Here is a 20861-nt window from a genome sequence, read left to right as displayed (position 1 = left end):
ATCGCGACGGCGTCGCGTGGGTGGGCCACGCCGCCACGGAGACGTGACGCGCTCGTCTGCGGCGATCAGTCGGCTTTGGCGGTTTCGCCGGAGGCGGCGGCCGGGGGCTCCGCTCGCTCGGCGGCCAGTTCGGCCCGCAGCGACCGCACCTCCGCCGCGAGCTCGGCGACCTGCTGCCGCGTGGCCGCGGCGCTCTCCTGGCCCTCGTTGAACTTCTCCACGAACCACGAGGCCAGCGTCGCGGTCACCACACCCAGCAGCGCGATCCCGGCGGTGAACAGCACGCTCGCGACGAGCCGGCCGCCCATCGTGACCGGATACAGGTCCCCGTAGCCGACCGTCGTCACCGTGGTGGCCGCCCACCACAACGCGTCCGGGAAGGTCGTGATGACGGCGTCGGGCGCCCCGCGTTCGGCGTCGAGCACCGCCAGCGCCGCGCAGAACACGATCAGCACCGCGGCCACGGCCGCGTACCGGGACACGCTGGCGCGCAGGGTCGTCGACGCGTGCTTGTTGACCAGGCCCAGCACCATGATGACCTGCACCAGCCGCAGTGACCGCAGCATCGGCGCGAGCAGCACCACCAGGTCGAACCAGTTGCGGGGACGAACTCCCAGCGGCGCGGCGCCAGCCACAGCCGCACCAGGTAGTCCGCGGCGAACAGCACCCACACCACCGTCACCACGGCGCCGCAGACGCCCCGCCACAGGCCGGGCAGCCCGGGGTCGATGATCGGCCAGGCGTAGGCCGCCAGGAAGGCCACCCCGGCCACCACCATGGGCACGACCGTCCGGCTGCGCCACTCGTCCAGCCGCGCCTCGCCGCGGCGGACGATTCCCACCGGGTCTCCTCCGTTCCGCGGCGCCACGTGCTCTCCCTCCCGGTGGGAACTGCTGGACATGTCTCCTCCATGCTCGTTTGAACCGCCGGCCGTCGGTGCGGAGATCCCCGACCATGCGCACGGGCGGGCGAAGAACCGGCGACTCTACTCGCCGCGACGTCAGGTGAAACCTTCCCAGGGTGCTGGGACGGGGGCCGTGACCACGGCGGTCGCACCGAGGAGGCAGAGCATAGCCGGGCGTCCGGGCAGGGCGTCGGTGCGCGGGCGGGCCGCCCGGGCGAGGGTTTCACCAAGGGGTCGCCGGTCCTGCCGTGCGAGACTGAGCGTCGAGAAAGCCGCGAACGGGGATGGACTGGATGTTGCACGGTGTCTCGCCGCATCTCACGCGGATGTTGCTCGAGGCGGGTCGGCGGTCGGGCGTGCACCGGTCCCAGCTCGACCGTGTCCCCGGCCTGAGCGTGGTGGGCGAGGAGCACGTCCGGATCCCGACGGTGACGCTCCTGCGCGTGTGGGACACGATCTCCGGGGCGATGACGGAGGTGGGCGGCGGGGCGCGGGCGATGGAGCTGTGGCGGCCCGGCCGGCTCGGAGTGTGGGACTACCTGTTCACCGCCGCCGACACGCTCCACGACGCGCTGCACGCCGGTGCCCGCCACTTCGCGACCATCGCCGATCCCGTCGACACGCTCGGCGTCACCCGCGACGGCGAGGGCGTCACGGTCACCTGGCACGGGCCGTACCAGGAGCATCCGTCGTTCCCGCTGATCGCGGAGTTCGTTCCGGCCATGCTGCTCGGCGTGGCGGGCTCGGGCGCCGGACGCCGGTTCGCGCCCGTGCGGGTACGGCTGCCCCACCGCGCGCCGCCCCGGCACGGCCTGCTGGCCGAGGTGTACGGCACCCGGCGGATCGAGTTCGAGGCGGGTCCACCGGCGGTGACGTTCTCGGAGGCGGACGCCGAGGCGCCGTTCCCGAGGGCCGACCCGGCCCTGGCGGCGATCCTGGACGAGCACGCGCGGGCCACGGTCGTCACCGCCCGTCCGGTCCTGGACTGGCTCGGCCGGTTCCACCTCGCGCTGGAGGCGGCGGTCGGGACGGGGCCGCCCGAACTGGCCGACGTGGCGCGGCGGCTGGCGATGGGGCCGCGGACGCTGCAACGCCGCCTGAGGGACGAGGGCACGAGCTGGCGCGACGAGCTGGAACGGTTCAGGCGGCAGCGGGTGGAGCGCCTGTTGCGGGAGACGTCGATGACCCTGGAGACGATCGCTGCGCGGACCGGATACTCCGATCCGCGCGCGCTGCGCCGGGCCGTCCACCGCTGGTACGGCTGCGGTCCGGCCGCGCTCCGGGCGTCGTCGCGGGCGGCCCGAACCTGACGCGTTCGGTCCTCCGGGGGACGTCCGTGGTCCTCCCGGCGGCCTTGCCGCGCTCGTACCGTCCCGGGCATGGACGAACGACGTGACGGGCCTCCGGCCAGGGCCGGGACGCGGCAGTGGCTGGGGCTCGCGGTGCTGCTGCTGCCGACCATGCTGCTCACCGCCGACCTCGGGGTGCTGTGGCTGGCGACGCCGGACCTCACCGCCGAGCTGCGGCCGAGCGGCACCGAACTCCTCTGGATCACCGACGTGTACGGGTTCATGACCGCCGGATTCCTGGTGGTCATGGGAACCCTCGGGGACCGGGTCGGGCGCCGCCGGCTGCTGCTGGCGGGAGCCGCGCTCTACCTGCTGGTGGAGTTTCTGATGCTGACGGCCGCGGCGGTGCGCAGCCCCGCGCTGCTCATCGGATCCCGCGCCCTGCTCGGCGTCGCCGGAGCGGCGATCCTGCCCTCCACACTGTCGCTGATCAGCGCCATGTTCACCGACCCGGGGCAGCGGACCCGGGCGATCTCGTTGTGGGCCACCGCGCTGGCGCTCGGCGTCGGGCTGGGGCCGGTCTTCGGCGGGCTGCTGCTGTCGGGGCTGTGGTGGGGGTGGGTGTTCCTGCTGGGTGCACCGGTCATGGTCGTGGTGCTCGCCGCGGGACGGGCGCTGCTGCCCGAGTTCCGGGACGGCTCGGCCGGACGGCTGGACGTGCCGAGCGTGCTGCTGTTCCTGCTGGGGATCCTCCCGGTCGTCTACGCGGTCAAGCGGACCGCCGAACACGGCTGGCAGGCGCCCGTGGCCGCCGCGGGCGTCGCCGGGATCGTGTTCGGGTGGCTGTTCGTCCGGCGGCAGCGGCGGCTCGCGGCGCCGCTGCTGGATCTGCGGCTGTTCGCCGACCGCACCTTCTCCGCCGCGCTGGCGGTCCTGTTCCTGGGCATGATGGCGCTCAACAGCGTCGAATACCTGGTCCCGCCCTTCCTGCAGTTGGTCGGGGGGCTGTCGCCGATGGCGGGCGGTCTCTGGCTGCTGCCCTCGGCCGCCGCGTTCCTGCTCGGCTCCCAGCTCACCCCGCCGCTGGCCCGGCGCGCCGGCCCCGCCCGCGTCCTGGTGGCCGGGACGCTGGTCTCCCTGGTCGGCTACGTCCTGGCGGCGCAGGCGGCGGGCCCGGTCTCCGCCGCCGTCGCGATCACGGTCATCATGTTCGGCGTCGGCCCGATCAGCGTGCTCGGCACCGACCTGGCCGTCGCCGCCGCGCCCGCCGAGAAGGCGGGCTCGGCCGCGGCGGCGGGGCAGACGGCGTACGACCTGGGCCTGGCCATGGGCATCGCGATCACCGGCAGCGCCGCCACGGCCGTCTACCGGGACCGGGTCGCGTCCGGCATCCCGGACGGAACACCGGCCGGGGCGGAGGCGGCCGCCCACGACACCGTCGGCGGCGCGGTCGCGGCGGCCGAGGACCTTCCCGAACCGCTCGCCCGCCGGCTGACCGATGCGGCCCAGGACGCGTTCGTCTCCGGCTTCCACGTCGCGGCGGTGATCGCCGCCGTGCTTGCGGTCGTCGTCATCGCCGTCGCCCTGACGGCGCTGCGGCGGCCGAGCACGGTCGCCGTCGACGGTCCCCGCCGCGAAGCCCCGGACCGCGCCGATACGGCTCCGGCCGTCCGATGACGCGTTCCGTCCCCCTCACCCCCCTTGGACGAAGGAGAACAATGATGGAGAACGAACTCTTCGGCTACAGCCCGATCGTCGGACGGGAGCCGATCCGGTGGCCCGGCGACGCCCGCGTCGCGTTCTACGTGGGATTGAACGTCGAGCATTTCCTCATCGACCGGCCGTCCACGAGCCTCAACGAGGCGACGGCGGGACTGACGCCCGATCCGTTGAACTACGGCTGGCGCGACTATGGGGCCCGCGTGGGCGTCTGGCGGCTCACGGAGATCTTCGACCGGCACGGGATCAGGCCCAGTGTCCTGCTCAACTCCGACGTCGCCGACCGCTACCCGCAGATCATCGAGGCGGGACGGGAACGGGACTGGGCCTGGCTCGCGCACGGCAAGAACAACTCGATCCTGCAGACCGGCATGTCCGCCGACGAGGAACGCGCCTTCCTGACCGACGTCGTCGACACCATCGAGAACGCCACCGGCCACCGTCCCCGGGGCTGGCTCGGCCCGGCGCTCACCGAGACGTTCCAGACCCCGGCGCTCCTGGCCGAACTCGGCATGAACCACGTGCTGGACTGGACCAACGACGACCAGCCGTACCGGCTGAACGTTCCCGGCATGCTGAGCGTGCCGTACGCCCTCGAACTGAACGACCTGTGCCTGTTCACCATGAACGGCTTCACCGGGCCCGAGTTCGTCCAGGCCGTCACCGACCAGTTCGACCAGCTCTACGCCGACTCCGCCGACAGCGGACGGGTCATGGCCCTGGCCCTCCACCCGTTCGTCACCGGCCAGCCGTTCCGGGCCCGCTACCTGGACCGTGCCCTGGAGTACATCGCCGGGCACCCCGGCGTCTGGCTGACCACCAGCAACGAGATCGCCGACCACTACGCCGCGCCGGCGTGACGCTGCGGACAAGGGGGCGTCAAGACGGCGCCGCGGCGTAGCCGCCCCGGGGCGGGCCGCCCCGGGGACGGCCGCACGGTTCCGGCACGTACTTGTGCGGTGTGGCGGCCGCTGCTTGAGTTGGCCGATGCCCTCCCTCGCGCCTGAAGACCGCGCCGGGGAAAGGGCGTCGGCGTGGTCGAGGTGGCAGCCCCTCCCGATCGTCTTCGGGGTGTTCTGCCTGATCGGCCTCGGCGCCCTGATCTACGCGGTGGACGGCCTGAGGGGCGCTTCGGCGCTCGAGGAGCGCGGTCGGCACGCCACGGGGACCGTCGTGGCCGCGGAGATCGAACGGCAGGGGCGGGAGGACGTCCGCAAGATCGAGGTCGAGTTCTCCGCCGCCGACGGCGCCGGCCACCGGTTCCGCACCTCCGGTGACACCGAAGTCGGCGGGACCGTCCGCGTCCTCTACGATCCCAAGGCGCCGGAGACGACCGCCACCACCGGTTCCCTCACCGAGTACCGGTGGCGCCATTTCGCCATGCTCGCTTTCGGGGTGAGCTTCCTCCTCGTTCCTTTTCTCGTCATCGGTTTCTTCGTATGGGTGGGCCGCCTGCCCGAATCCGACGCGCCCCAGTCGTGAGGACGCCGTCAGGACGGTGCGGGGGTTCATGGGCGCGACCACTCGGCACAGGGCGTCCATGCACAGGGGCCGACCGGTGTCACAGCGGCACCCGGCCGGCGAGCACGGCATCGGCCGCCGGAAGGTCGAGGAGATCATCGCCGCCGCCCAGGCCGCTCCCCCGCCGCAGAGGGTCTCGAAGCCCGGCGTCGGTGCTCGTGACGTGCCCGAAGACTCTGGCCGGTTCCGCCGCTCCTTCGCCCCTGTGGCAAGATCGCCGGATGCTGCGGCTCACCGATTTCATCATCGACTGTCCGGACACCATGAAGCTGGCGGCCTTCTACGCCGAGGTCACGGGACGCCCGATCAAGGAAGGCAGCACCGCGGACTGGGCCGGGATCCAGTTCGGTGACATCGAGCTGGCCTTCATCCGCGTGGACGACTATCGAGCGCCGCGGTGGCCCGACAGCGAGCACCCCAAGCAGTTCCACCTCGACTTCGAAGTGGACGACATCGAGTCCGAGCAGCGCCGCGTCCTCGACCTCGGCGCGACGCTGGAGCAGGACTTCATCGGCCCCGAGGGGTACGGCTGGCGGGTCTACACGGACCCGATCGGCCACCCCTTCTGCCTGTGCCGCAACAAGGGCGTCACCTGGACCGACCAGGGCCCTGTCTTCCCCACGCGCGGCTAGTCGCTGATCCAGCGCTTCCTCACGAGAGGTCATCGGCCGGCCCGCCGGCTACGGGTGGTCCGCAGAGCGAGCGTGACGCGGAGGGCGATCGTTGCGAGTCCGGCGGCCACCGCGACGCAGAGGGCGGCGAAGGCGTCCGGCACCCAGTTCATCATCTGTCCTGGGCTCGTCCGGCTCATTGCCGGGACGGCGATGAGCAGGGGCAGTGCGCCGATGAGGGTCCATGCGGCCGTCCGGCGTCGCGAGGAGGAGGCGGCGGGGCGGCGGCGCAGGAGCAAGGCCGAGCGTCCGGCCGCCAGGACGAGTCCCAAGGCCAGGGCCGTGATGCCCCAGACGGTCAGGTAGTAGGTGGACGCGGAGGGGGTCTCGGAGGGCGTGCCGCCTGCGAGCAGCCTGGCTGCGCCGAGTCCGGCGTGCATGACCGCGTCGTTGTGGAGGAAGCCGTACAGGTTCTGCTCCAGGACGAGCGCGATGTTCTTCTCGGGCAGGAGGATCAGGAAGCTCGCGTAGCCGAACGTCGCTCCCGTATGCCAGACGGCGCGGTCGAGGGGCGCGTCCAGGGCGTTGATGCTCCAGCCCAGCCCGTAGCCGCTGCCCTCGCCTGAGCTGAGCGTGCCCTCTTCCCGCATGAGCCGTACGGACTCCGGCGTGAGGATCGCCTTGCCGTCGGCGGTCTTGCCCGACCGGAGCTGGAACGAGGCGAACGCCGCCAGGTCGTTCAGGTCGCCGCCCAGGTAGCCGTATCCGGCGCCGTGCTCGTCGTATCCGTCGGCGATGGCGGACGGAACTCCCCACAGGAGCTGGTGTCCGGGCGGCAGGTTCCGCTTCTCGGCGGACCCGATGTCGGCGATCGCTCCCTTCATCCCCGCCGGTTCGAGAACGGCCCGTCGCAGGTACTCGGCGTACGGACGTCCGGTGACGGCCTCCACGACGGCCGTGAGCAGCAGATAGTTGGCGCTGGTGTAGGCGTACTCGGTGCCGGGCGGGCCGAGGGGCTCGCCGCCGTTCAGCGCGCCGACGCGTTCGGCCGGAGTCGGGCAGCCGGACTCGAGGCAGTCGGCGACCTTGAACGTGGCGGTTTCGGGGAGGCCCGCGGTCTGGCCGAGCAGGTGCCGGATCGTGACCCGCCGCGCGTGCGCGGCGCCGCCGAACCGGAAGTCCGGCAGGTAGTCGACGACCCGGTCGGTCAGGCGGAGCCGTCCGGCCTGGACAAGGGTCATGACGGCCGTGGCGGCGACCGGCTTGGCGACCGACCCCCACAGGAACGGGGTCTGTGGCGTGACGGGCTCGCCGTTGCCGTCGCTCCCCCAGGTGCGCTGGTGGATCGGGCCGTCGGGGCCGACCACGGCGTAGGCGAGCCCGGGGGTGTCGGTGGCCTTCATCCTGTCCCGCACGAAGGCGTCGATCGCCTCGTACGGACCGGGCTGCGCGGACGCCGGTGCGACCGGCGCCAGGACGAGCAGGCAGAGCAGGAGGGCGAGGAGGCGCATCAAGGTCCTCGGAGGTCGATAACAATATGGACATACGGTTTTTACCATATGCCGATACGGTCACCAAGCGCCGAGGACGACCGACCACGACGCCGCCAGATCACCGAACTCCGATGGCCGGCGTTCACCCGACGGTCAGCACCACGTCGCAAGCGCTCGTGCCGCCGCCCGCTGCCGGACCTGGTAGGTGGCCGTGCGGCCGCCGGCCGTGGCCGGATCACCCCAGCCGGGCATGACCTGGTGCATCCCCGCAAGGATCATGGGGACGTGGCCGGGGTCGATCGGCAGGCGTTCGCCGACGGTGCGGGCGATGTCGTGTCCGTGCACGACGAACTCTCCGATGAGCGCCCAGGGGACCGGTCACTGCCAGTGGAACGTCACTGGGTGGCGGTGATCGGCCGAGCAGCCGAAGAAGCCGCCGTGGCTGTAGCGGCCGATCTCCATGCCGGTCGGTTCCCTGGCGGCCCGGTGGTCGCCGCCGTCGAGGTCGGCGTCTTCCACGGGCCGCCAGCGGGGCGGACCGCCCTCGTGGTCCGAGGCGCCGCTCCACTCGCTGCTGTCGAGCTGCAGGATCAGGTGGGCGGGGGCGCCGCACTGCGCGCACACCGGTGGCTCCCCCATGTCGGTGACGTTCCAGGACATACCGCCGCCCAGCTTGCAGCCGGACGCGACCGACAGGCCGTACTGGTAGGCCGGGTAGCCGGTCTCCCAACGCTTGATCGCCTCCCGGATCCGCTGAGGCAGCTCCTCGCTGTAGGGGTACTCGGTGACCGGTTCGGGGTCGAGCACGCAGGGGGTCGGCACCAGCCCCTCCGCCTCGACCATGTGCGGTGCCGGCGGGTCCGCGAGGATCGCCGTGACGTCGGCCGAGCGCCGCCACCGGACGCCGATCGTGGCGTCCGGCCAGTCCCCGTCGTGGTTGGGGCACCAGAGAATCTGCAGGAGGTCGCTGCCGTCCGGAAACGGGTACGCGGGGACGTCGGCCGCGTAGATCTGCGCGATCGGCACCATCGCGACCGGCGTTCCGGGCGACCGGCCGTGGTCGTGCGGACGGTCACAGAACGGCCAGGGCTCGGCGGCGGGCCACCGCAGCGGACCGCCGATGCTGCTGTCGTCCGGGCCCGGGGCGCCGCGCCGTGGGTGCAGGCGGACGGCGGTGCGGGCGTGGGCGGCGAGTCCGGGGACGGCCTCGGTGATGTCCACGATCGGGGGCCGTGTCGTGTGGGGCATGCGGGTCATCTTCGCCTTCGGCACCGACAGGATCGAGCGCGGGGACGGTCGCCCGCAGCGCGCATCGTTCTCGAACGTCCGAGCCGAGCGCTATGGTGCGTCCTCATGAACACACTGCACGTCGGCGACGAGACGATTCGGGCGTGAGCCGCTACCGCGGCTCCGCCGTCCTGATCAGCCACGACGGAGCCGAGGTCGAGGTTTACGTCGACCTGCGCGCCAAGCAGCGGGAGTGGTCCGGGACCGCGACCGTCGGCGACTTCGATGCCGACGGCCCGCACGACCGGACGCTGAGGCTTCCGGACGGACGCGAGGCGCAGGTCACGCTCGGCGGTTCGGCGGCCTGGTCCGACGTCGTCACGCTGGTCGGAACAGGGCCGCCGCCCTTCGCCTGAGCGGCTCCGCCGGCCCGCGCCGGAGAGCCGGGCGCCGGTCCGGTGCTCAGCCGCGGTACGTCTCCAGAAGCCGGAGCCAGACCTCGCCGAGGGTGGGGTACGCGGGGACGGCGTGCCACAGGCGGGAGATGGGGACCTCGGCGGTGACGGCGATCGTGGCCGAGTGGAGCAGTTCGGCGACGCCCGCTCCGACGAAGGTGACGCCGAGGAGCGTCTCGCTGTCCAGGTCCACCACCGCCCGGGCGCGGCCCCGGTAGCCGTCGGCGTAGAGGACGGCGCCGGCCACGCCGCCGAGGTCGTAGTCGACGGCCCGGACCCGGCGTCCGTCGCGGGTCGCCTCCTGCAGGGTGAGGCCGACGGACACGGCTTCGGGGTCGGTGAAGACGACCTGCGGCACGGCCCGCTCGTCCGCGGTGGCCACGCTGCGCCCCCAGTCGGCGGTGTCCAGCGGACGTCCGGCGGCGCGGTCGGCGATCACCGCGCCGAAGACGCGGCCCTGGTACTTGCCCTGGTGGGTGAGCAGCGCGCGCCCGTTGACGTCACCGGCCGCGTACAGCCACCCGTCCGGGACGCCGACCGCCAGGCCGGTGGAGTCGACCTCGATCGGCCGGCCCGGCGTCAGGCCGACCGTCTCGAGCCCGAGGTCGGTGGTGGCCGGGGCCCGGCCGGTGGCGAACAGCGCCTCGTCCGCGGTCACCGTCCCGCCGTCCTCCAACGTGAGCGTCAGCGGCCCGTCGCGGTGCACCGCGGTGACGGACGCGCCGAACCGCACGTCCACTCCCGACGCCCGCAACCGCTCGGCCACCAGTTCCCCGGCGAACGGCTCCATCCGCGGGAGCAGCCGCCACCCGCGCACCAGCAGCACCACTTCGCTGCCGAGCGCCCGCCATGCCGTGGCCATCTCGCACGCCACCACGCCGCCGCCGACGACGGCGAGCCGCGGCGGCACCTGTGCGGATGCGGTCGCCTCACGGCTGGTCCAGGGACGGGCCTCGGCCAGTCCCGGCAGCTCGGGCAGCGCCGCGCGGGTTCCCGTGCACACCGCGACGGCGTGCCGGGCGGTCAGCACCCGCCGCCCGCCCTCGGGGGTCCGCACCGCGACGCGCTTGGGCCCGTCCAGCCGGCCGTGGCCGCGCACCAGGACCAGCCCGGCGCTCTCCAGCCATGCGACCTGGCCGTCGTCCTTCCAGTGGGCGGCGAATCCGTCCCGGCGCTCGAGGACCGCCGCCGCGTCCAGCGGCCCGTCGACCGCCTCGCGGACGCCCGCGAGGCGCCGCGCGTCCGCCAGCGCGGCGGCCGGGCGCAGCAGCGCCTTGCTGGGCATGCACGCCCAGTACGAGCACTCCCCGCCGACCAGTTCGCCCTCCACGATCGCCACGCTCAGCCCACCGGCGTGCGCCCGTTCCGCGAGGTTCTCCCCCGTCGACCCGGCCCCCAGCACCACGACATCGAACTCGTCCACCATGCCTGCCTCTCCGTCGCCGTTCGTCATGCGTCTTCTCCGGGTCCCACGGCGTTCGGCCGTCCGGCGGCGCGAACCGGGCTTCTCGGCCGCCGGCTCATCGGTCGCCGCCGGGGCGGGGGCCGAAGATGGTGCGGTCGTCTTCGCTGATGGGGACGTCGTTGATGCTGGCCTCGCGGCGGGACATCAGGCCGTCGGCGTCGAACTCCCACAGTTCGTTGCCGTGGCTGCGCCACCACTGGCCGCCCGCGTCGTGCCATTCGTACTGGAAGCGGACGGCGATCCTGTTCTCGGTGAAGGCCCACAGTTGCTTGCGCAGGGCGTACTGGTTCTCCTTGGCCCACTTGCGGGTCAGGAACTCCACGATCTGGTCGCGTCCCGTGAGGAACTCGTGCCGGTTGCGCCAGACGGAGTCGGGTGTGTAGGCGAGCGAGACCCGCTGGGGATCGCGGGTGTTCCACCCGTCCTCGGCCATCCGCACCTTCTGCGCGGCGGTCTCGGCGGTGAACGGGGGAAGCGGCGGGCGTGCGGCGGACACGATGGGTGCTCCTGTCGGTTCGGGTCGCGGCCTCCGGTGCGGGCCGCACCGGAGGCGGTGGGATCGGTGGTCAGGCCGGGGCGACCCTGCGTCCGAGGAAGTCGCGGATCAGGCCGGCGATCTCGTGGCCGTGGGTGGCGAGGGCGAAGTGGCCGGCGTCGAGGAGGTGGATCTCGGCGTCGGGCAGGTCGCGGGCGAACGCCGTGGCGCCGTCCGGGCCGAAGATCTCGTCGTTCTCGCCCCAGGCGACCAGGACGGGCGGCCGGTGGGTGCGGAAGTACTCCTGGAAGGCGGGGTAGCCGTCCAGGTTGAACTGGTAGTCCCAGAAGAGCTGGAGCTGGATCTCCTTGTTGCCGGGGCGGTCCAGGTACGCCTGGTCGAGGACCCAGGCGTCCGGGCTGACGCGCTCCAGCCGTTCGGCGGGGACGCCGTGGGTGTGCTGCCAGCGCGTCGCCTCGGCGGTCAGCAGTTCCCGGACGGCGGGCTCGTGGGCGGCGCGGTCCTTGGCGTGGGCGAACAGCACCTCCCAGAACGGGGTGAACCCTTCCATGTAGGCGTTGCCGCTCTGGCTGATGATCGCGGTGACCCGGCCGGGGTGGCGGCTGGCGATGCGCAGGCCGATGGGAGCGCCGTAGTCCTGGATGTAGAGGGCGAACCGGTCCACGCCCAGCTCGTCGAGCAGCGCGAGGGTGACCTCGGTGAGCTTCTCGAAGCCGTACTCGAACTCGTCCACCGGCGGCATCGCCGACTGGCCGAAGCCGATGTGGTCGGGCGCGATCAGGTGGTGGTCGTCGGCCAGGTCGGCGATGAGGTCGCGGAACATGGCCGAGCTGCTGGGGAAGCCGTGCAGCAGGACGAGCGTGGGCGCGGCCGGGTCGCCGGCCTCCCGGTAGAACACGGGCAGGCCCTGGATCTCGACGGTGGCGTGGCGGATCGGGTGGACGGTCATGTCGTCTGCTCCTGTCGGGTGGTGGGAACGGGTTCCCGGCGGCCGGGCGAGACCAGCACCACGGCGGTGGTGCTGAGCAGCAGGGCCAGGGCGAAGAAGGGGCGGTAGTCGCCGGAGACGGCGTGCAGCGCGGTGGCGACGACGAGCCCGGCGGCGGCCGACAACTGGTGGACCAGCCATGCGGGGGCCAGCGTGCGGCCCATCCGGGAACGGTCCAGGCCGCGGGAGACCACGGCCATGGTCAGCGGGATCACCGGGAAGGACGCGACGCCGAACAGGACCGCGACCGCGACGAGCGCGGGGCCTTCGCTCACCACCGCCGCGAGGCCCAGCGACACGGCGCGCACGGCGTGCATGGTCCGCAGCAGCGTCTCGGGGCGGTGCCGGCGCAGCAGCCGGGCGCTGACCGCCGAGGAGATCCCGGCGGCGACGGCGGCGACCGCGACCAGGCGGCCCGCGTCGGCGGCCGACCAGCCCAGCTCGACGGCGTGCTTGGGCAGCAGCAGCACCATCACGTACAGCGTGGCCGAGTGCAGCCCGAAGGAGATCAGGATCCGGGTGCGTCCGCGCAGGCGTTCGCGCCCGGCCGCCGACGCCTGGAACCGGTCCCTGGGCAGCACGGCCGCCAGCACGGCCGTGACGGCCAGACCGGCCGCGCCCAGCAGAGCGTAGGTGGCGCGGACGCCGGCGGGCTCGAACAGGACGGTCGCCGCCCACGGGACGAGCAGCTGCCCCAGGTTGATCCCGGTGGAGGCGCGGGCCAGCGACGGCCCGGCCCGCTCGCCGCGGATCCGGCCGATCAGGGTGGTCAGTGCCAGGCTGGACGAGGCGGCGAAGCCGATCCCGCCCAGCACCAGGTAGACCATGACGAACTGCCAGGTCTCCTGGACGACCGCCAGCGCCAGGTAGCAGGCCGCCATGAACAGCAACCCGGCGAGCAGCACCGCGCGGGCACCGATCCGGTCCAGCAGGATGCCGATGACCGGCTGCAGCAGCCCGGTCAGGGCGGTGCTCAGCGCCGCGGCCACCGCGAGCGCGGTGACGTCCATGCCGTACGCGGCGGCGGCCGGGGCGAAGAAGACGCCCGCCGAGAAGTTCAGGCCGAACGACACCGTCATCGCCGCCAGCCCCGACCACGCCGCCCGGTCGCCGGAACGGCGGGCGCGGACGGGGCCCGGGTCCGCCTTCGGCTCGTTCATGTTCAGTTCAGTGGTCACGGTCGCTCCCGGGGGTGACCGGGTACGGCGGCTGCGCGCCGCCGTACCCGGCGGGCGGTCAGTGGCGGACGACCGGCCAGTCGATCTCGGTGTCGGCGGCCTTGTTGAAGTAGTTGGTGAAGACATTGAGCGCGACGTGGCCGACGACCTCCGCGATCTCCTCGTCGGACAGGCCCGCCTGGCGGGCCGTCTTCACATCGGCGTCCTCGATGCCGCCGCGGGTGCGCAGCACGGTGGCGGCGAAGGCCAGCGCGGCCTCGGCCTTGGGCTCGCCGGCCCGGCCGGAGCGCGCCGCTTCGGCCTCGTCCCCGCTCAGCCCGGCCAGCTTGGTGCCGATGTAGGTGTGCGCGGACAGGCAGTAGTCGCAGCCGTTCTCCTGGGCGACCAGGAGCGCGATCCGCTCGCGCACCGCGGCCGGCAGGACGCCGCCCGCCAGCGCGCCGGAGAACTCCAGGTAGGACTTCAGCACGGCGGGGCTGTTGGCCATCGCCTTGGTCATGTTCGGCGTGAGGCCCAGCGCCTTCTGGACGGCGGCCAGCAGTTCGGCGGCCTGGCCGCCGGCGGTCTCCGGCTGGATCAAGGGAAGTCGGGACATGTCAGGTCCTTTCGGAGGGACTGTGGGGTACCGGTGAGCACCGGTGATCTCAAACTAGGAGCGGTGCGACCCCCGGCACAGGGACCCAATACGTCACCGACGGGCCCGAACCCGCCATCTCGTCCCGCACCCCCGCGTCCGCCCGGGACGCCCGGGCCTCGATCGGCCCGTTTCCCGGCCGGCGTTATCCGGGCCTGGACTTCCCAGGTATACAGAGCGGGGGTAGCGTTCGCCTCCTGGCCGTCCGGCTCCTGGCCGTACGACCTGGGGATCCGTGCGGGCGCCGATGCCGGCCGGGCTCATACCGGCGACCGGCGGACGACGAAGGGGTCACCACATGACCGAGTTCAGTGACGGGCGGGCCGCCCCCGGCGGCTCGGCCTCCGGCGCCCGGAGCGGCGACGGCCCGCCGGCCGGCCTCGGTTCCGCCGCCCCGCCGCGGCTGGAGGGGACGGTCTCCACCCAGATGGCGCGGTTCCTGGCTCGGGAGGTGCGCAGGACCGGCGGCAGCCCCGGCGAGGTCGCGCGCCTGCCGGACCTGCGGACCGACGTCCTCTCCGACGACCTGTCCCGGGTGCCGACCGGATCCGCGAACGCGATGTGGAGGTACCTGGTCTCCAAGAACCCCGGGATCCGCGACGGCGCGCTGGTGGTCGACATCCCGCCGCCCGGCGGCTTCGGACTGTGGGACTACATGCTCACCTCCGGGCCGACCCTCATGGAGTCGGTCCGCTGTACTGCGCGGCACATGGGCGTCCTGCTCGATCCGGCCTTGGAGACCCTGGAGGGGGTGGAGGACGGCGAGCTGTTCACGATCAGTCATTCGACCTGCCCGTACGAGCCGGACGTGAGCGCGGCGGTGGAGGTGTTCGCGCTGGTGGTGCTGCTGCGGCGCTGCCGGGAGGCGACCGGGACACCCCTGGTCCCGGTACGCGTGGAGCTGCGGCAGAAGGCCCCGCGCTCGCGCGCGGCGCTGCTGGAGCTGTTCGGCACCTCCCACGTGGACTTCTCGGCGGCGGCCACCTCGCTGACCTTCCTGGCGCGGGACGCCCGGCGGCCGCTGCCCAAGGCCCAGCCCGGGCTGCTGGAGATGCTGTGCGAGCACGCCGCCATGACACTGGGCGCGGCGCGACCGGTCGGCGACTGGTACGACCTCTTCCGCCTGGCGCTGCACTCCTGCTTCGAGCAGGACTCGCTCTCCCTGGAGACGGTCGCGCAGCACATGACCGTCAGCCCCCGCACACTCCAGCGCCGCCTGGCCGAACGAGGCAGCACCTGGCGCGGCGAAGTGGAGACCGCACGCCAGGAGAAGGCGCTGACCCTCCTGCAAGACGGCCGGCTGCCCATGTCCTCGATCGCCCGCAGGGTCGGATACAGCGACGTGCGCGCACTGCGCCGCGCCGTCCGCCGCTGGCAGAGCCGGCCGACCGGGTCCTTCGGGAACGGCGCGGAGCGGACCTAGGCCCCGGGCCGCCGCCGATGCGGTGGCGCGTTCGGACCCCGGTGGCGTCTTCGGTCCCCCCGGTGGCGTGTTCGGTCCCCTTCGCCGGGGCGGTGCGGTCCATAGGGTGAAGCCACCTTGCCGCCCACCACCGGGGTGTGGGTGCGGCGGACGCCGGAGCCGGGAGGGGGAGTCGCGATGCGCGCGGCGTGGTACGAGCGCCCGGGCCCGGCTCACCAGGTGCTGATCGTGGGGACCATGCCGGTCCCGTGGCCCGCGCCGGGCGAGGTGCGGGTCAAGATCGCCGTTTCGGGCGTCCACCGCAGGGACGCGGTGAAGCGGCACGGCCGGCGCGGGCCGGGGATGACGTTCCCCCGGGTGATCCCGCACGACGACGGCGCCGGTGTGATCGATGCCGTGGGACGGGGCGTCGACGCGCGCCGGCTCGGCCAGCGGGTCTGGATCTACCTGGCCCAGTCGTACCGCCCCTTCGGCACCGCCGCCGAATACGCCGTGGTCCCGGCGGTGCAGGCGGTGCCCCTCCCGGCGGGTGTGCCGTTCGACCAGGCCGCCGGGATGGGCGTGCCCGGGATCATCGCGCATCGCGCGGTCTTCGAGGACGGGCCCGTCGACGGGCGGCTCGTGCTGGTGACCGGCGCGCTCTGCACGGTGGGGCGGGCCGCGGTGACCATGGCGCGGCGCGGTGGCGCCGTGGTGATCGCCACGGTGCACGGCCCGTCCCGGCTGGAGGCTGCATTGGCGGCCGGCGCCCACTACGCCGTCGATGTCTCCCGGGGAGGGGCGGCGGCCCGGATCGGAGCGATCGCGCCGTACGGGGTGGACCGGGTGGTCGAAGGCGCGTTCGGCGCGGACCTCGCCGCCGATCCGGAGATCGTGGCCCACGGCGGCACCATCGCCGTACACTCCAGCGACCGGGCCGACCCGGCCGTGCCCTACCGCCGCCTCGCGGACAAGAACATCACGGTTCACTTCCTCGGCCACGACGACTTCCCCGACGAGGCCAACCGGCAGGCGACCGCCGACCTGACGGCCGCGCTGCGCGACGGCGACCTGTGGTACCCGGTCGCGGCCCGCTTCCCCCTCGAGCGGATCGCCGAGGCCCACGCCGCCGCGGAGAACGGCTCGCCCGCCGGGCACATCGTGCTGGAGCTCGACCCTGCCGGCGCGCGTCCGGATCCCGCCTGACCGTGGGCACTCTCGCGAAAGCCGACCTGACTTTCGTGTAGCGTTTCCTGCATGCCAGGATCAAAGGCCGAGCGGGCGAGCGGGTACCGCGAACGCAACTCCACTGCCGACCGCGCGTTGGACATCCTGCTGCTGTTCGGCGACTCACGGCTCGTGGTCGGGGGCCAGGAGGTGGCCGACCATCTGGGTGTGGCTCGCTCCACCGCCTATCGCTACCTGCAGAGCCTGGCCTCCTCCGGTTTCATCGAGGAGCAGCGGCCCGCCGGGTACCGGCTCGGGCCGCGGGTGTTCGAGCTGGCGCGGCTGGCCCGCAAGGGCCTCGGGCTGTCGGAGGTCTCCCGGCCGGTGATGCGGGCCCTGGCCGACCGGGTCGGTGAGGCCGCTCTGCTGACCCGCCGGACGGGCGCCACGGTGGTGTGCCTGGAACGGGAGGAGACCGACCATCCCGTCCGGCTGTCGTACGAGCGGGGCCATGTGCTGCCGATCAACGCGGGCGCGTCGGCGCTGGTGCTGCTGGCCTGGGCGCCGGAGCAGGAGATCGAAGAGGTCATCGCGCGAAGCGGGCTGCCGAGGTTCACCGGGGCGACGGTGACCGACGCGGGAGTGCTGCGCGAGCGGCTGGCGGCGATCCGGGCGCGCGGCACGGCGGTGTCCCGGGGCGAGCTGGACGAGGACGTGCTCGGTGTCGCCGCCCCGATCCGCGACGCCGGCGGTGACGTCGTCGCCGCCGTGAGCGTCGCGGCGCTGTCGCATCGGGTGCCGGAGGAGCGGGTGCCGGAAGTGGAGACGGCGGTCGAGGAGGCCGCCGCGGAGATCAGCGAACGGTTGCGGGTCATCGACGCGTGAGGCGGCGCGACGGCGCGGCGCCGGTCGCGGAAGCGGGTCGCACGGGCCCCACGACTCCCTGTTTCATTATTCGATACTCCTGTCCTGATTAGCGCACCACCTGCGGCGACGGCTGTCAAGGGGAGCCGCCGGAGCGACCGTCCGGTCATCGGCCCGAAGCGATCCACGCGCGCAGTGCCAGGTGGAACTCCAGGCGCTGGGCGGGGTCATGGAGGTCCTCACCGAACAGGGCCTCGAGCTGGCGGAGACGGTGGCGGACGGTCTGGGCGTGCACGTCCATGCGGGCGGCGACCTGGTTCGCGTTGAAGTTGCTCTCGATGCAGGCCAGGAACGTTTCGGCGAGCTTGTGACGGGCGTGCCGCCGCGGCGAGCGCAGGAGCGGGCGCAGCTTGCGCTCCACCAGCAGGGACGCCAGCTCCGGGGACTGCCCGAGCAGCGTCATCGGGATGTGGTCGACGACCGCGATCGGCCGTCGCGCCGCGATGACGCCGTCGTGCGCGAGCAGCAGGGCCTGGCGCGCCAGCCGGAGCGAGAGCGCACAGCGGGCCACCGGCACGGTCGGGCCGATCGCCGCGTCCCAGCCGGCCATCGCGGTTTCCAGGGCGCGGCGACGCCCCGGGCCGTCCGGATCCGGCACCACGAGACACGGATCGTCCAGGTGAAGGCCGACGAGGACGTCCGGTGGCAGGGCGGGCCGCGGCGCGCGCCCGCCGGGCGGCGCGGACAGCGCGACGGCCGCCACCGTCCGCGGCACCGGCCACTCGCAGTCGGCGGCGAGGAGCCGGACGTCCTCGGGCCCGGTGCCCGGCTCGAGCAGGCCTTCCAGCAACGCGCGCCGCCGCGCCCGGACCCCTCCGGTCTGCCGGGCGGCGCGTTCGGCGTGGCCCTCGGCCGCCGCGGCGGCGAGCCGGTCGATGTGGCCGAGCACCGCCTGCGTCACGCGCGCGACGGCCGTCGAGGTGACGGAGACGTCCTGGCGTTGCGCCTCCTCGGTGAGCCGGCGGATCGCGACACCGGCGCCGATCCGGAACGCGGCTTGGAGCGCCTCCAGGCCGCGCCCCTCGCCGGCCTCGCCCGCCCCGATGCGGCGGAAGTGCTCGGTGACGGCGTCCGACGGCAGGTCCGGATCACCGAGCAGGTCGACGAAATGGCCGATGGCCCGCTCGACCGAGATGGTCAGCACCTGGACGTACCGGGCGTCGTGGGGACGCACGTAGACCGGCAGCTCCCGTTCGATCGCCCGGACCGCGTCCCTCGCGGCGTCCGGGACGCCCTTGCGCAGCCCGCCGAGCAGCCTGTCCCGGCTTCCGGCGTCCACGCCCGCGGCGAGGAGGGACACGTCGGGGAGGGACACGTCGAGGACGGACGGCCGGGCCGAAGGCGGCATACGGTCTCCAATCCGGAAGATCGGTCAGCGGCGTCCGGGCTGCGTGAAGGGGAACTCGCCGACGGGTCGGGTTCCCATCGAAGCGGCGGCCGAGGAAGCCCCGGGGTGGTGAATGCACAAGTTGTCAGTTCCGAGAGCGCTTGTCTGTGCGCATCAGGGCCAATTCTGGCGTGGAACAATTGGGCAATGTCCCGAACCGAGGACCGCATGATGGCGCGGCTTTCCGAGATCACCCGCGTGGCCGTCGACCGCTGCGCCGCCGAGATCCCGTTCTACCGGGGCCTGCCCGGCGGAGTGCTCCACGGTGAGGTGCACCGTGCGTTCACCGAGGTCACCCGGATGATCGCCAAGACCCTCCGGGAGGAGCGGACCCCGAACGCGGCCGAGCTGACGGAGATCATCGACTGGTCGGCGCGGCGCGCGGCGGACGGGGTGCCGCTGGACGCGGCCATCGCCGCGTACCTCATCGCCTCGGTGACCGAATTCGAACTGCTCTCCGAGGAGGCCGACGCCCCCGAACTGCGCCGGTACGCCCTCCACACCCTGCGCTACCTGTCGAGCGTTCTCCCGGCGGTCGCGCTGGCGCATCTCCACGAGCACCAGCAGATCGAGGGCCAGCGCCGCGACCTGCGCCGCGACCTGGTCTCCGCGCTGCTGACCGGCGGGCCCGCGGACGAACTGGCCGAGCAGTCGGGGGTGGTGCTCGCGAGCGGCTACCTCGTCGTGCTGCTGCGGCTGGAACCCGGCGAGGCCGGCGCCCGCCGCACGATCCGCCGCGTCCAGTCCGCGCTCGACGCCCACCAGCAAGCCGACGTGCTGACCGCGCTCACCACCGACGGCGGGACGGTGCTGCTGCCGGACGCGCCGGACGCGTTCGCGCGGCTGCCCGCGATGCTCGACCGGATCGGCGAGGCGACCGCCAGTCCCGTCATCGCCGCGGCCGCGGCGGCGGACACCGTCGACGCCGTACCCGACGCGCACGCCGAGGCGGAGGACGTCGCCGACCTCGCCGACCGCCTCGACCTGCCGCCCGGCCTCTACCGGCTGGACGACGTCCTGCTCGAATACCAGCTCACCAGGCCGGGACGGGCGCTCCCCCGGCTCGCCGCCAAGCTCGAACCGCTCGCCGGGCATCCCGTGCTGCTGGAGACGGCCCGCTCCTTCGTCCGGCACGGCCACAACCGCAGCCGGACATCGGCCGAACTGCGGATCCACCGCAACACCCTCGACTACCGGCTCGGCAAGATCACGAAACTCACCGGCCTCGACCTGTCCGACCCCCGCGGCGTCCGCCTCCTCGACGCCGCCGTCACCGCCCGCGCCCTGCTCTAGAGAACCCGCTGCGCCGGAGGCGGGTCATCGGCGGGAGCGCCGTGCACCTGGAACGGGCGTGGAGCCCCGGTGGAAGGCGAGATGTCGGGATCTCGCGTTCACCGGGGCTCCTCCTGATCCCCCGTCGTGCCGGGCCGCCCGGACGGCTCAGCCGCCGAGGGGCCGGTAGGTGAGGAGGACGACTCCGCTCGGGAAGGTCACGGAGTCGACCAGTTCGAGGGTTCCGGCGCTGGCCGGGCGGAACAGCGGCTCGCCGGAGCCCTTGACGACGGGGCAGAGCCAGATCTTGTACTCGTCGAGCAGGCCGGTCGCGGCCAGGCCGTCGGTCAGGCGGCCGGTGCCCCAGACGAGGATGTCGCCGCCCTCCTGCTTCTTGAGGTCGGTCACCGCCCCGGCGAGGTCGTTTCCGTCGATGACCGTGGTGGGGTTCCAGGCGGACGTGTCCACCGGCTCGGACGCGACGACGTACTTCGCCATGGAGTTGACGTGGTCCGCGTAGGGGTTGCCGCCCATGTTCGGCCAGGCCTGCGCCATGCCCTCGTAGGTGACGCGGCCGAGCAGGAGGGCGTCGGCGGCCGTGGTCATGGCGAACGCGTGGCCCTGGGCCTTCTCCTCGGAGTACTGCAGCGACCATTCGTGGGGGTTGTCGATGAAGCCGTCGAGGGTGGCGTACGTCGAAGCGACGATCTTGCGCATGGTTCCTCCGCT

21 protein-coding genes are annotated in these 20861 nt (G+C 73.2%); 10 read left to right on the top strand and 11 right to left on the bottom strand.

Annotated features, from left to right (window positions below; genetic code table 11):
- Window positions 1-65: 65 nt before the first annotated feature.
- Window positions 66-635 carry a potassium channel family protein gene (locus ACFQ11_RS16000; protein ID WP_378299157.1) on the bottom strand — a complete coding sequence of 190 codons (570 nt, stop codon included), beginning with the start codon at window positions 633-635 and terminating at the stop codon, window positions 66-68.
- A gap of 595 nt (window positions 636-1230) precedes the next feature.
- On the opposite strand from ACFQ11_RS16000, the gene ACFQ11_RS15995 reads away from it, so the two are divergent.
- From ACFQ11_RS15995 to ACFQ11_RS15975, 5 genes are all read left to right on the top strand, one after another.
- On the top strand, window positions 1231-2214 hold the full coding sequence (locus ACFQ11_RS15995) for a helix-turn-helix transcriptional regulator (RefSeq protein WP_378299155.1): 984 nt from the start codon (window positions 1231-1233) through the stop codon (window positions 2212-2214).
- 69 nt (window positions 2215-2283) lie between these two features.
- Entirely contained in the window at window positions 2284-3870 is a 1587-nt protein-coding gene (locus ACFQ11_RS15990) for an MFS transporter (protein WP_378299153.1), read from the top strand.
- A gap of 44 nt (window positions 3871-3914) precedes the next feature.
- Entirely contained in the window at window positions 3915-4772 is an 858-nt protein-coding gene (locus tag ACFQ11_RS15985) for a polysaccharide deacetylase family protein (RefSeq protein WP_378299151.1), read from the top strand.
- Between the two features lie 211 nt (window positions 4773-4983).
- A complete protein-coding gene (locus ACFQ11_RS15980; protein ID WP_449193564.1) occupies window positions 4984-5394 on the top strand; it encodes a DUF3592 domain-containing protein in 411 nt (136 codons plus the stop codon).
- Window positions 5395-5654: 260 nt separating this feature from the next.
- The gene (locus ACFQ11_RS15975) at window positions 5655-6065 is read left to right on the top strand and encodes a VOC family protein (protein ID WP_378299147.1); all 411 of its coding nucleotides are present in this window, start codon (window positions 5655-5657) and stop codon (window positions 6063-6065) included.
- 29 nt (window positions 6066-6094) lie between these two features.
- On the opposite strand, the gene ACFQ11_RS15970 is transcribed toward ACFQ11_RS15975, so the two are convergent.
- From ACFQ11_RS15970 to ACFQ11_RS15960, 3 genes are all read right to left on the bottom strand, one after another.
- Window positions 6095-7555: a serine hydrolase domain-containing protein gene (locus ACFQ11_RS15970; RefSeq protein ID WP_378299145.1), complete on the bottom strand. Its 1461-nt coding sequence runs from the start codon at window positions 7553-7555 to the stop codon at window positions 6095-6097.
- Window positions 7556-7690: 135 nt separating this feature from the next.
- Window positions 7691-7882 (bottom strand): hypothetical protein, encoded by a 192-nt coding sequence (locus tag ACFQ11_RS15965; RefSeq protein WP_378299143.1) that lies wholly within the window; start codon window positions 7880-7882, stop codon window positions 7691-7693.
- 33 nt (window positions 7883-7915) lie between these two features.
- On the bottom strand, window positions 7916-8785 hold the full coding sequence (locus ACFQ11_RS15960) for a YwqG family protein (protein WP_378299141.1): 870 nt from the start codon (window positions 8783-8785) through the stop codon (window positions 7916-7918).
- A gap of 143 nt (window positions 8786-8928) precedes the next feature.
- Here ACFQ11_RS15960 and ACFQ11_RS15955 point away from each other — a divergent pair, with 143 nt between their 5' ends.
- The gene (locus ACFQ11_RS15955; protein ID WP_378299139.1) at window positions 8929-9180 is read left to right on the top strand and encodes a DUF4873 domain-containing protein; all 252 of its coding nucleotides are present in this window, start codon (window positions 8929-8931) and stop codon (window positions 9178-9180) included.
- Window positions 9181-9226: 46 nt separating this feature from the next.
- On the opposite strand, the gene ACFQ11_RS15950 is transcribed toward ACFQ11_RS15955, so the two are convergent.
- The 5 genes from ACFQ11_RS15950 to ACFQ11_RS15930 form a co-directional block, all read right to left on the bottom strand.
- A complete protein-coding gene (locus ACFQ11_RS15950) occupies window positions 9227-10672 on the bottom strand; it encodes a dihydrolipoyl dehydrogenase family protein (RefSeq protein ID WP_378299137.1) in 1446 nt (481 codons plus the stop codon).
- A gap of 67 nt (window positions 10673-10739) precedes the next feature.
- Window positions 10740-11180 carry a nuclear transport factor 2 family protein gene (locus tag ACFQ11_RS15945; RefSeq protein WP_378299135.1) on the bottom strand — a complete coding sequence of 147 codons (441 nt, stop codon included), beginning with the start codon at window positions 11178-11180 and terminating at the stop codon, window positions 10740-10742.
- Between the two features lie 70 nt (window positions 11181-11250).
- The gene (locus ACFQ11_RS15940; protein ID WP_378299133.1) at window positions 11251-12129 is read right to left on the bottom strand and encodes an alpha/beta fold hydrolase; all 879 of its coding nucleotides are present in this window, start codon (window positions 12127-12129) and stop codon (window positions 11251-11253) included.
- Window positions 12126-13346: an MFS transporter gene (locus ACFQ11_RS15935; RefSeq protein WP_378299131.1), complete on the bottom strand. Its 1221-nt coding sequence runs from the start codon at window positions 13344-13346 to the stop codon at window positions 12126-12128. The genes ACFQ11_RS15940 and ACFQ11_RS15935 overlap by 4 nt, the downstream gene beginning before the upstream one ends.
- A gap of 58 nt (window positions 13347-13404) precedes the next feature.
- Window positions 13405-13941 (bottom strand): carboxymuconolactone decarboxylase family protein, encoded by a 537-nt coding sequence (locus tag ACFQ11_RS15930; protein WP_378299129.1) that lies wholly within the window; start codon window positions 13939-13941, stop codon window positions 13405-13407.
- 337 nt (window positions 13942-14278) lie between these two features.
- On the opposite strand from ACFQ11_RS15930, the gene ACFQ11_RS15925 reads away from it, so the two are divergent.
- From ACFQ11_RS15925 to ACFQ11_RS15915, 3 genes are all read left to right on the top strand, one after another.
- Window positions 14279-15403 carry an AraC family transcriptional regulator gene (locus ACFQ11_RS15925; protein WP_378299127.1) on the top strand — a complete coding sequence of 375 codons (1125 nt, stop codon included), beginning with the start codon at window positions 14279-14281 and terminating at the stop codon, window positions 15401-15403.
- 117 nt (window positions 15404-15520) lie between these two features.
- Window positions 15521-16588, top strand: coding sequence for an NADPH:quinone reductase (locus ACFQ11_RS15920; protein ID WP_378299125.1), 1068 nt, complete (start codon window positions 15521-15523; stop codon window positions 16586-16588).
- 51 nt (window positions 16589-16639) lie between these two features.
- Window positions 16640-17434: an IclR family transcriptional regulator gene (locus tag ACFQ11_RS15915; RefSeq protein ID WP_378299123.1), complete on the top strand. Its 795-nt coding sequence runs from the start codon at window positions 16640-16642 to the stop codon at window positions 17432-17434.
- 145 nt (window positions 17435-17579) lie between these two features.
- Here the strand turns inward: ACFQ11_RS15915 and ACFQ11_RS15910 are convergent, their stop codons facing one another.
- Window positions 17580-18821, bottom strand: coding sequence for a PucR family transcriptional regulator (locus ACFQ11_RS15910; protein ID WP_378299121.1), 1242 nt, complete (start codon window positions 18819-18821; stop codon window positions 17580-17582).
- Between the two features lie 186 nt (window positions 18822-19007).
- Here ACFQ11_RS15910 and ACFQ11_RS15905 point away from each other — a divergent pair, with 186 nt between their 5' ends.
- Window positions 19008-20153 (top strand): PucR family transcriptional regulator, encoded by a 1146-nt coding sequence (locus ACFQ11_RS15905; protein WP_378299119.1) that lies wholly within the window; start codon window positions 19008-19010, stop codon window positions 20151-20153.
- Between the two features lie 147 nt (window positions 20154-20300).
- On the opposite strand, the gene ACFQ11_RS15900 is transcribed toward ACFQ11_RS15905, so the two are convergent.
- Window positions 20301-20849, bottom strand: a complete 549-nt coding sequence (locus ACFQ11_RS15900) for a dihydrofolate reductase family protein (RefSeq protein WP_378299117.1) — start codon at window positions 20847-20849, stop codon at window positions 20301-20303.
- Window positions 20850-20861: the final 12 nt, after the last annotated feature.

This window comes from Actinomadura sediminis, assembly GCF_042675525.1.
GTDB classification, from domain to species: domain Bacteria; phylum Actinomycetota; class Actinomycetes; order Streptosporangiales; family Streptosporangiaceae; genus Spirillospora; species Spirillospora sediminis.
This window is presented reverse-complemented; position numbering and strand designations above follow the sequence as displayed.

Bases quoted from the DNA above. Each gene is read 5' to 3' on its own strand.
- ACFQ11_RS15910 (WP_378299121.1), bottom strand. From the start codon at position 18,821: ATGCCGCCTTCGGCCCGGCCGTCCGTCCTCGACGTGTCCCTCCCCGAC.
- ACFQ11_RS15930 (WP_378299129.1), bottom strand. From the start codon at position 13,941: ATGTCCCGACTTCCCTTGATCCAGCCGGAGACCGCCGGCGGCCAGGCC.
- ACFQ11_RS15985 (WP_378299151.1), top strand. From the start codon at position 3,915: ATGGAGAACGAACTCTTCGGCTACAGCCCGATCGTCGGACGGGAGCCG.
- ACFQ11_RS15900 (WP_378299117.1), bottom strand. From the start codon at position 20,849: ATGCGCAAGATCGTCGCTTCGACGTACGCCACCCTCGACGGCTTCATC.
- ACFQ11_RS15960 (WP_378299141.1), bottom strand. From the start codon at position 8,785: ATGCCCCACACGACACGGCCCCCGATCGTGGACATCACCGAGGCCGTC.
- ACFQ11_RS15975 (WP_378299147.1), top strand. From the start codon at position 5,655: ATGCTGCGGCTCACCGATTTCATCATCGACTGTCCGGACACCATGAAG.
- ACFQ11_RS15995 (WP_378299155.1), top strand. From the start codon at position 1,231: ATGTTGCTCGAGGCGGGTCGGCGGTCGGGCGTGCACCGGTCCCAGCTC.
- ACFQ11_RS15970 (WP_378299145.1), bottom strand. From the start codon at position 7,555: ATGCGCCTCCTCGCCCTCCTGCTCTGCCTGCTCGTCCTGGCGCCGGTC.
- ACFQ11_RS15905 (WP_378299119.1), top strand. From the start codon at position 19,008: ATGTCCCGAACCGAGGACCGCATGATGGCGCGGCTTTCCGAGATCACC.
- ACFQ11_RS15940 (WP_378299133.1), bottom strand. From the start codon at position 12,129: ATGACCGTCCACCCGATCCGCCACGCCACCGTCGAGATCCAGGGCCTG.
- ACFQ11_RS15915 (WP_378299123.1), top strand. From the start codon at position 16,640: ATGCCAGGATCAAAGGCCGAGCGGGCGAGCGGGTACCGCGAACGCAAC.
- ACFQ11_RS15925 (WP_378299127.1), top strand. From the start codon at position 14,279: ATGACCGAGTTCAGTGACGGGCGGGCCGCCCCCGGCGGCTCGGCCTCC.
- ACFQ11_RS15950 (WP_378299137.1), bottom strand. From the start codon at position 10,672: ATGACGAACGGCGACGGAGAGGCAGGCATGGTGGACGAGTTCGATGTC.
- ACFQ11_RS15990 (WP_378299153.1), top strand. From the start codon at position 2,284: ATGGACGAACGACGTGACGGGCCTCCGGCCAGGGCCGGGACGCGGCAG.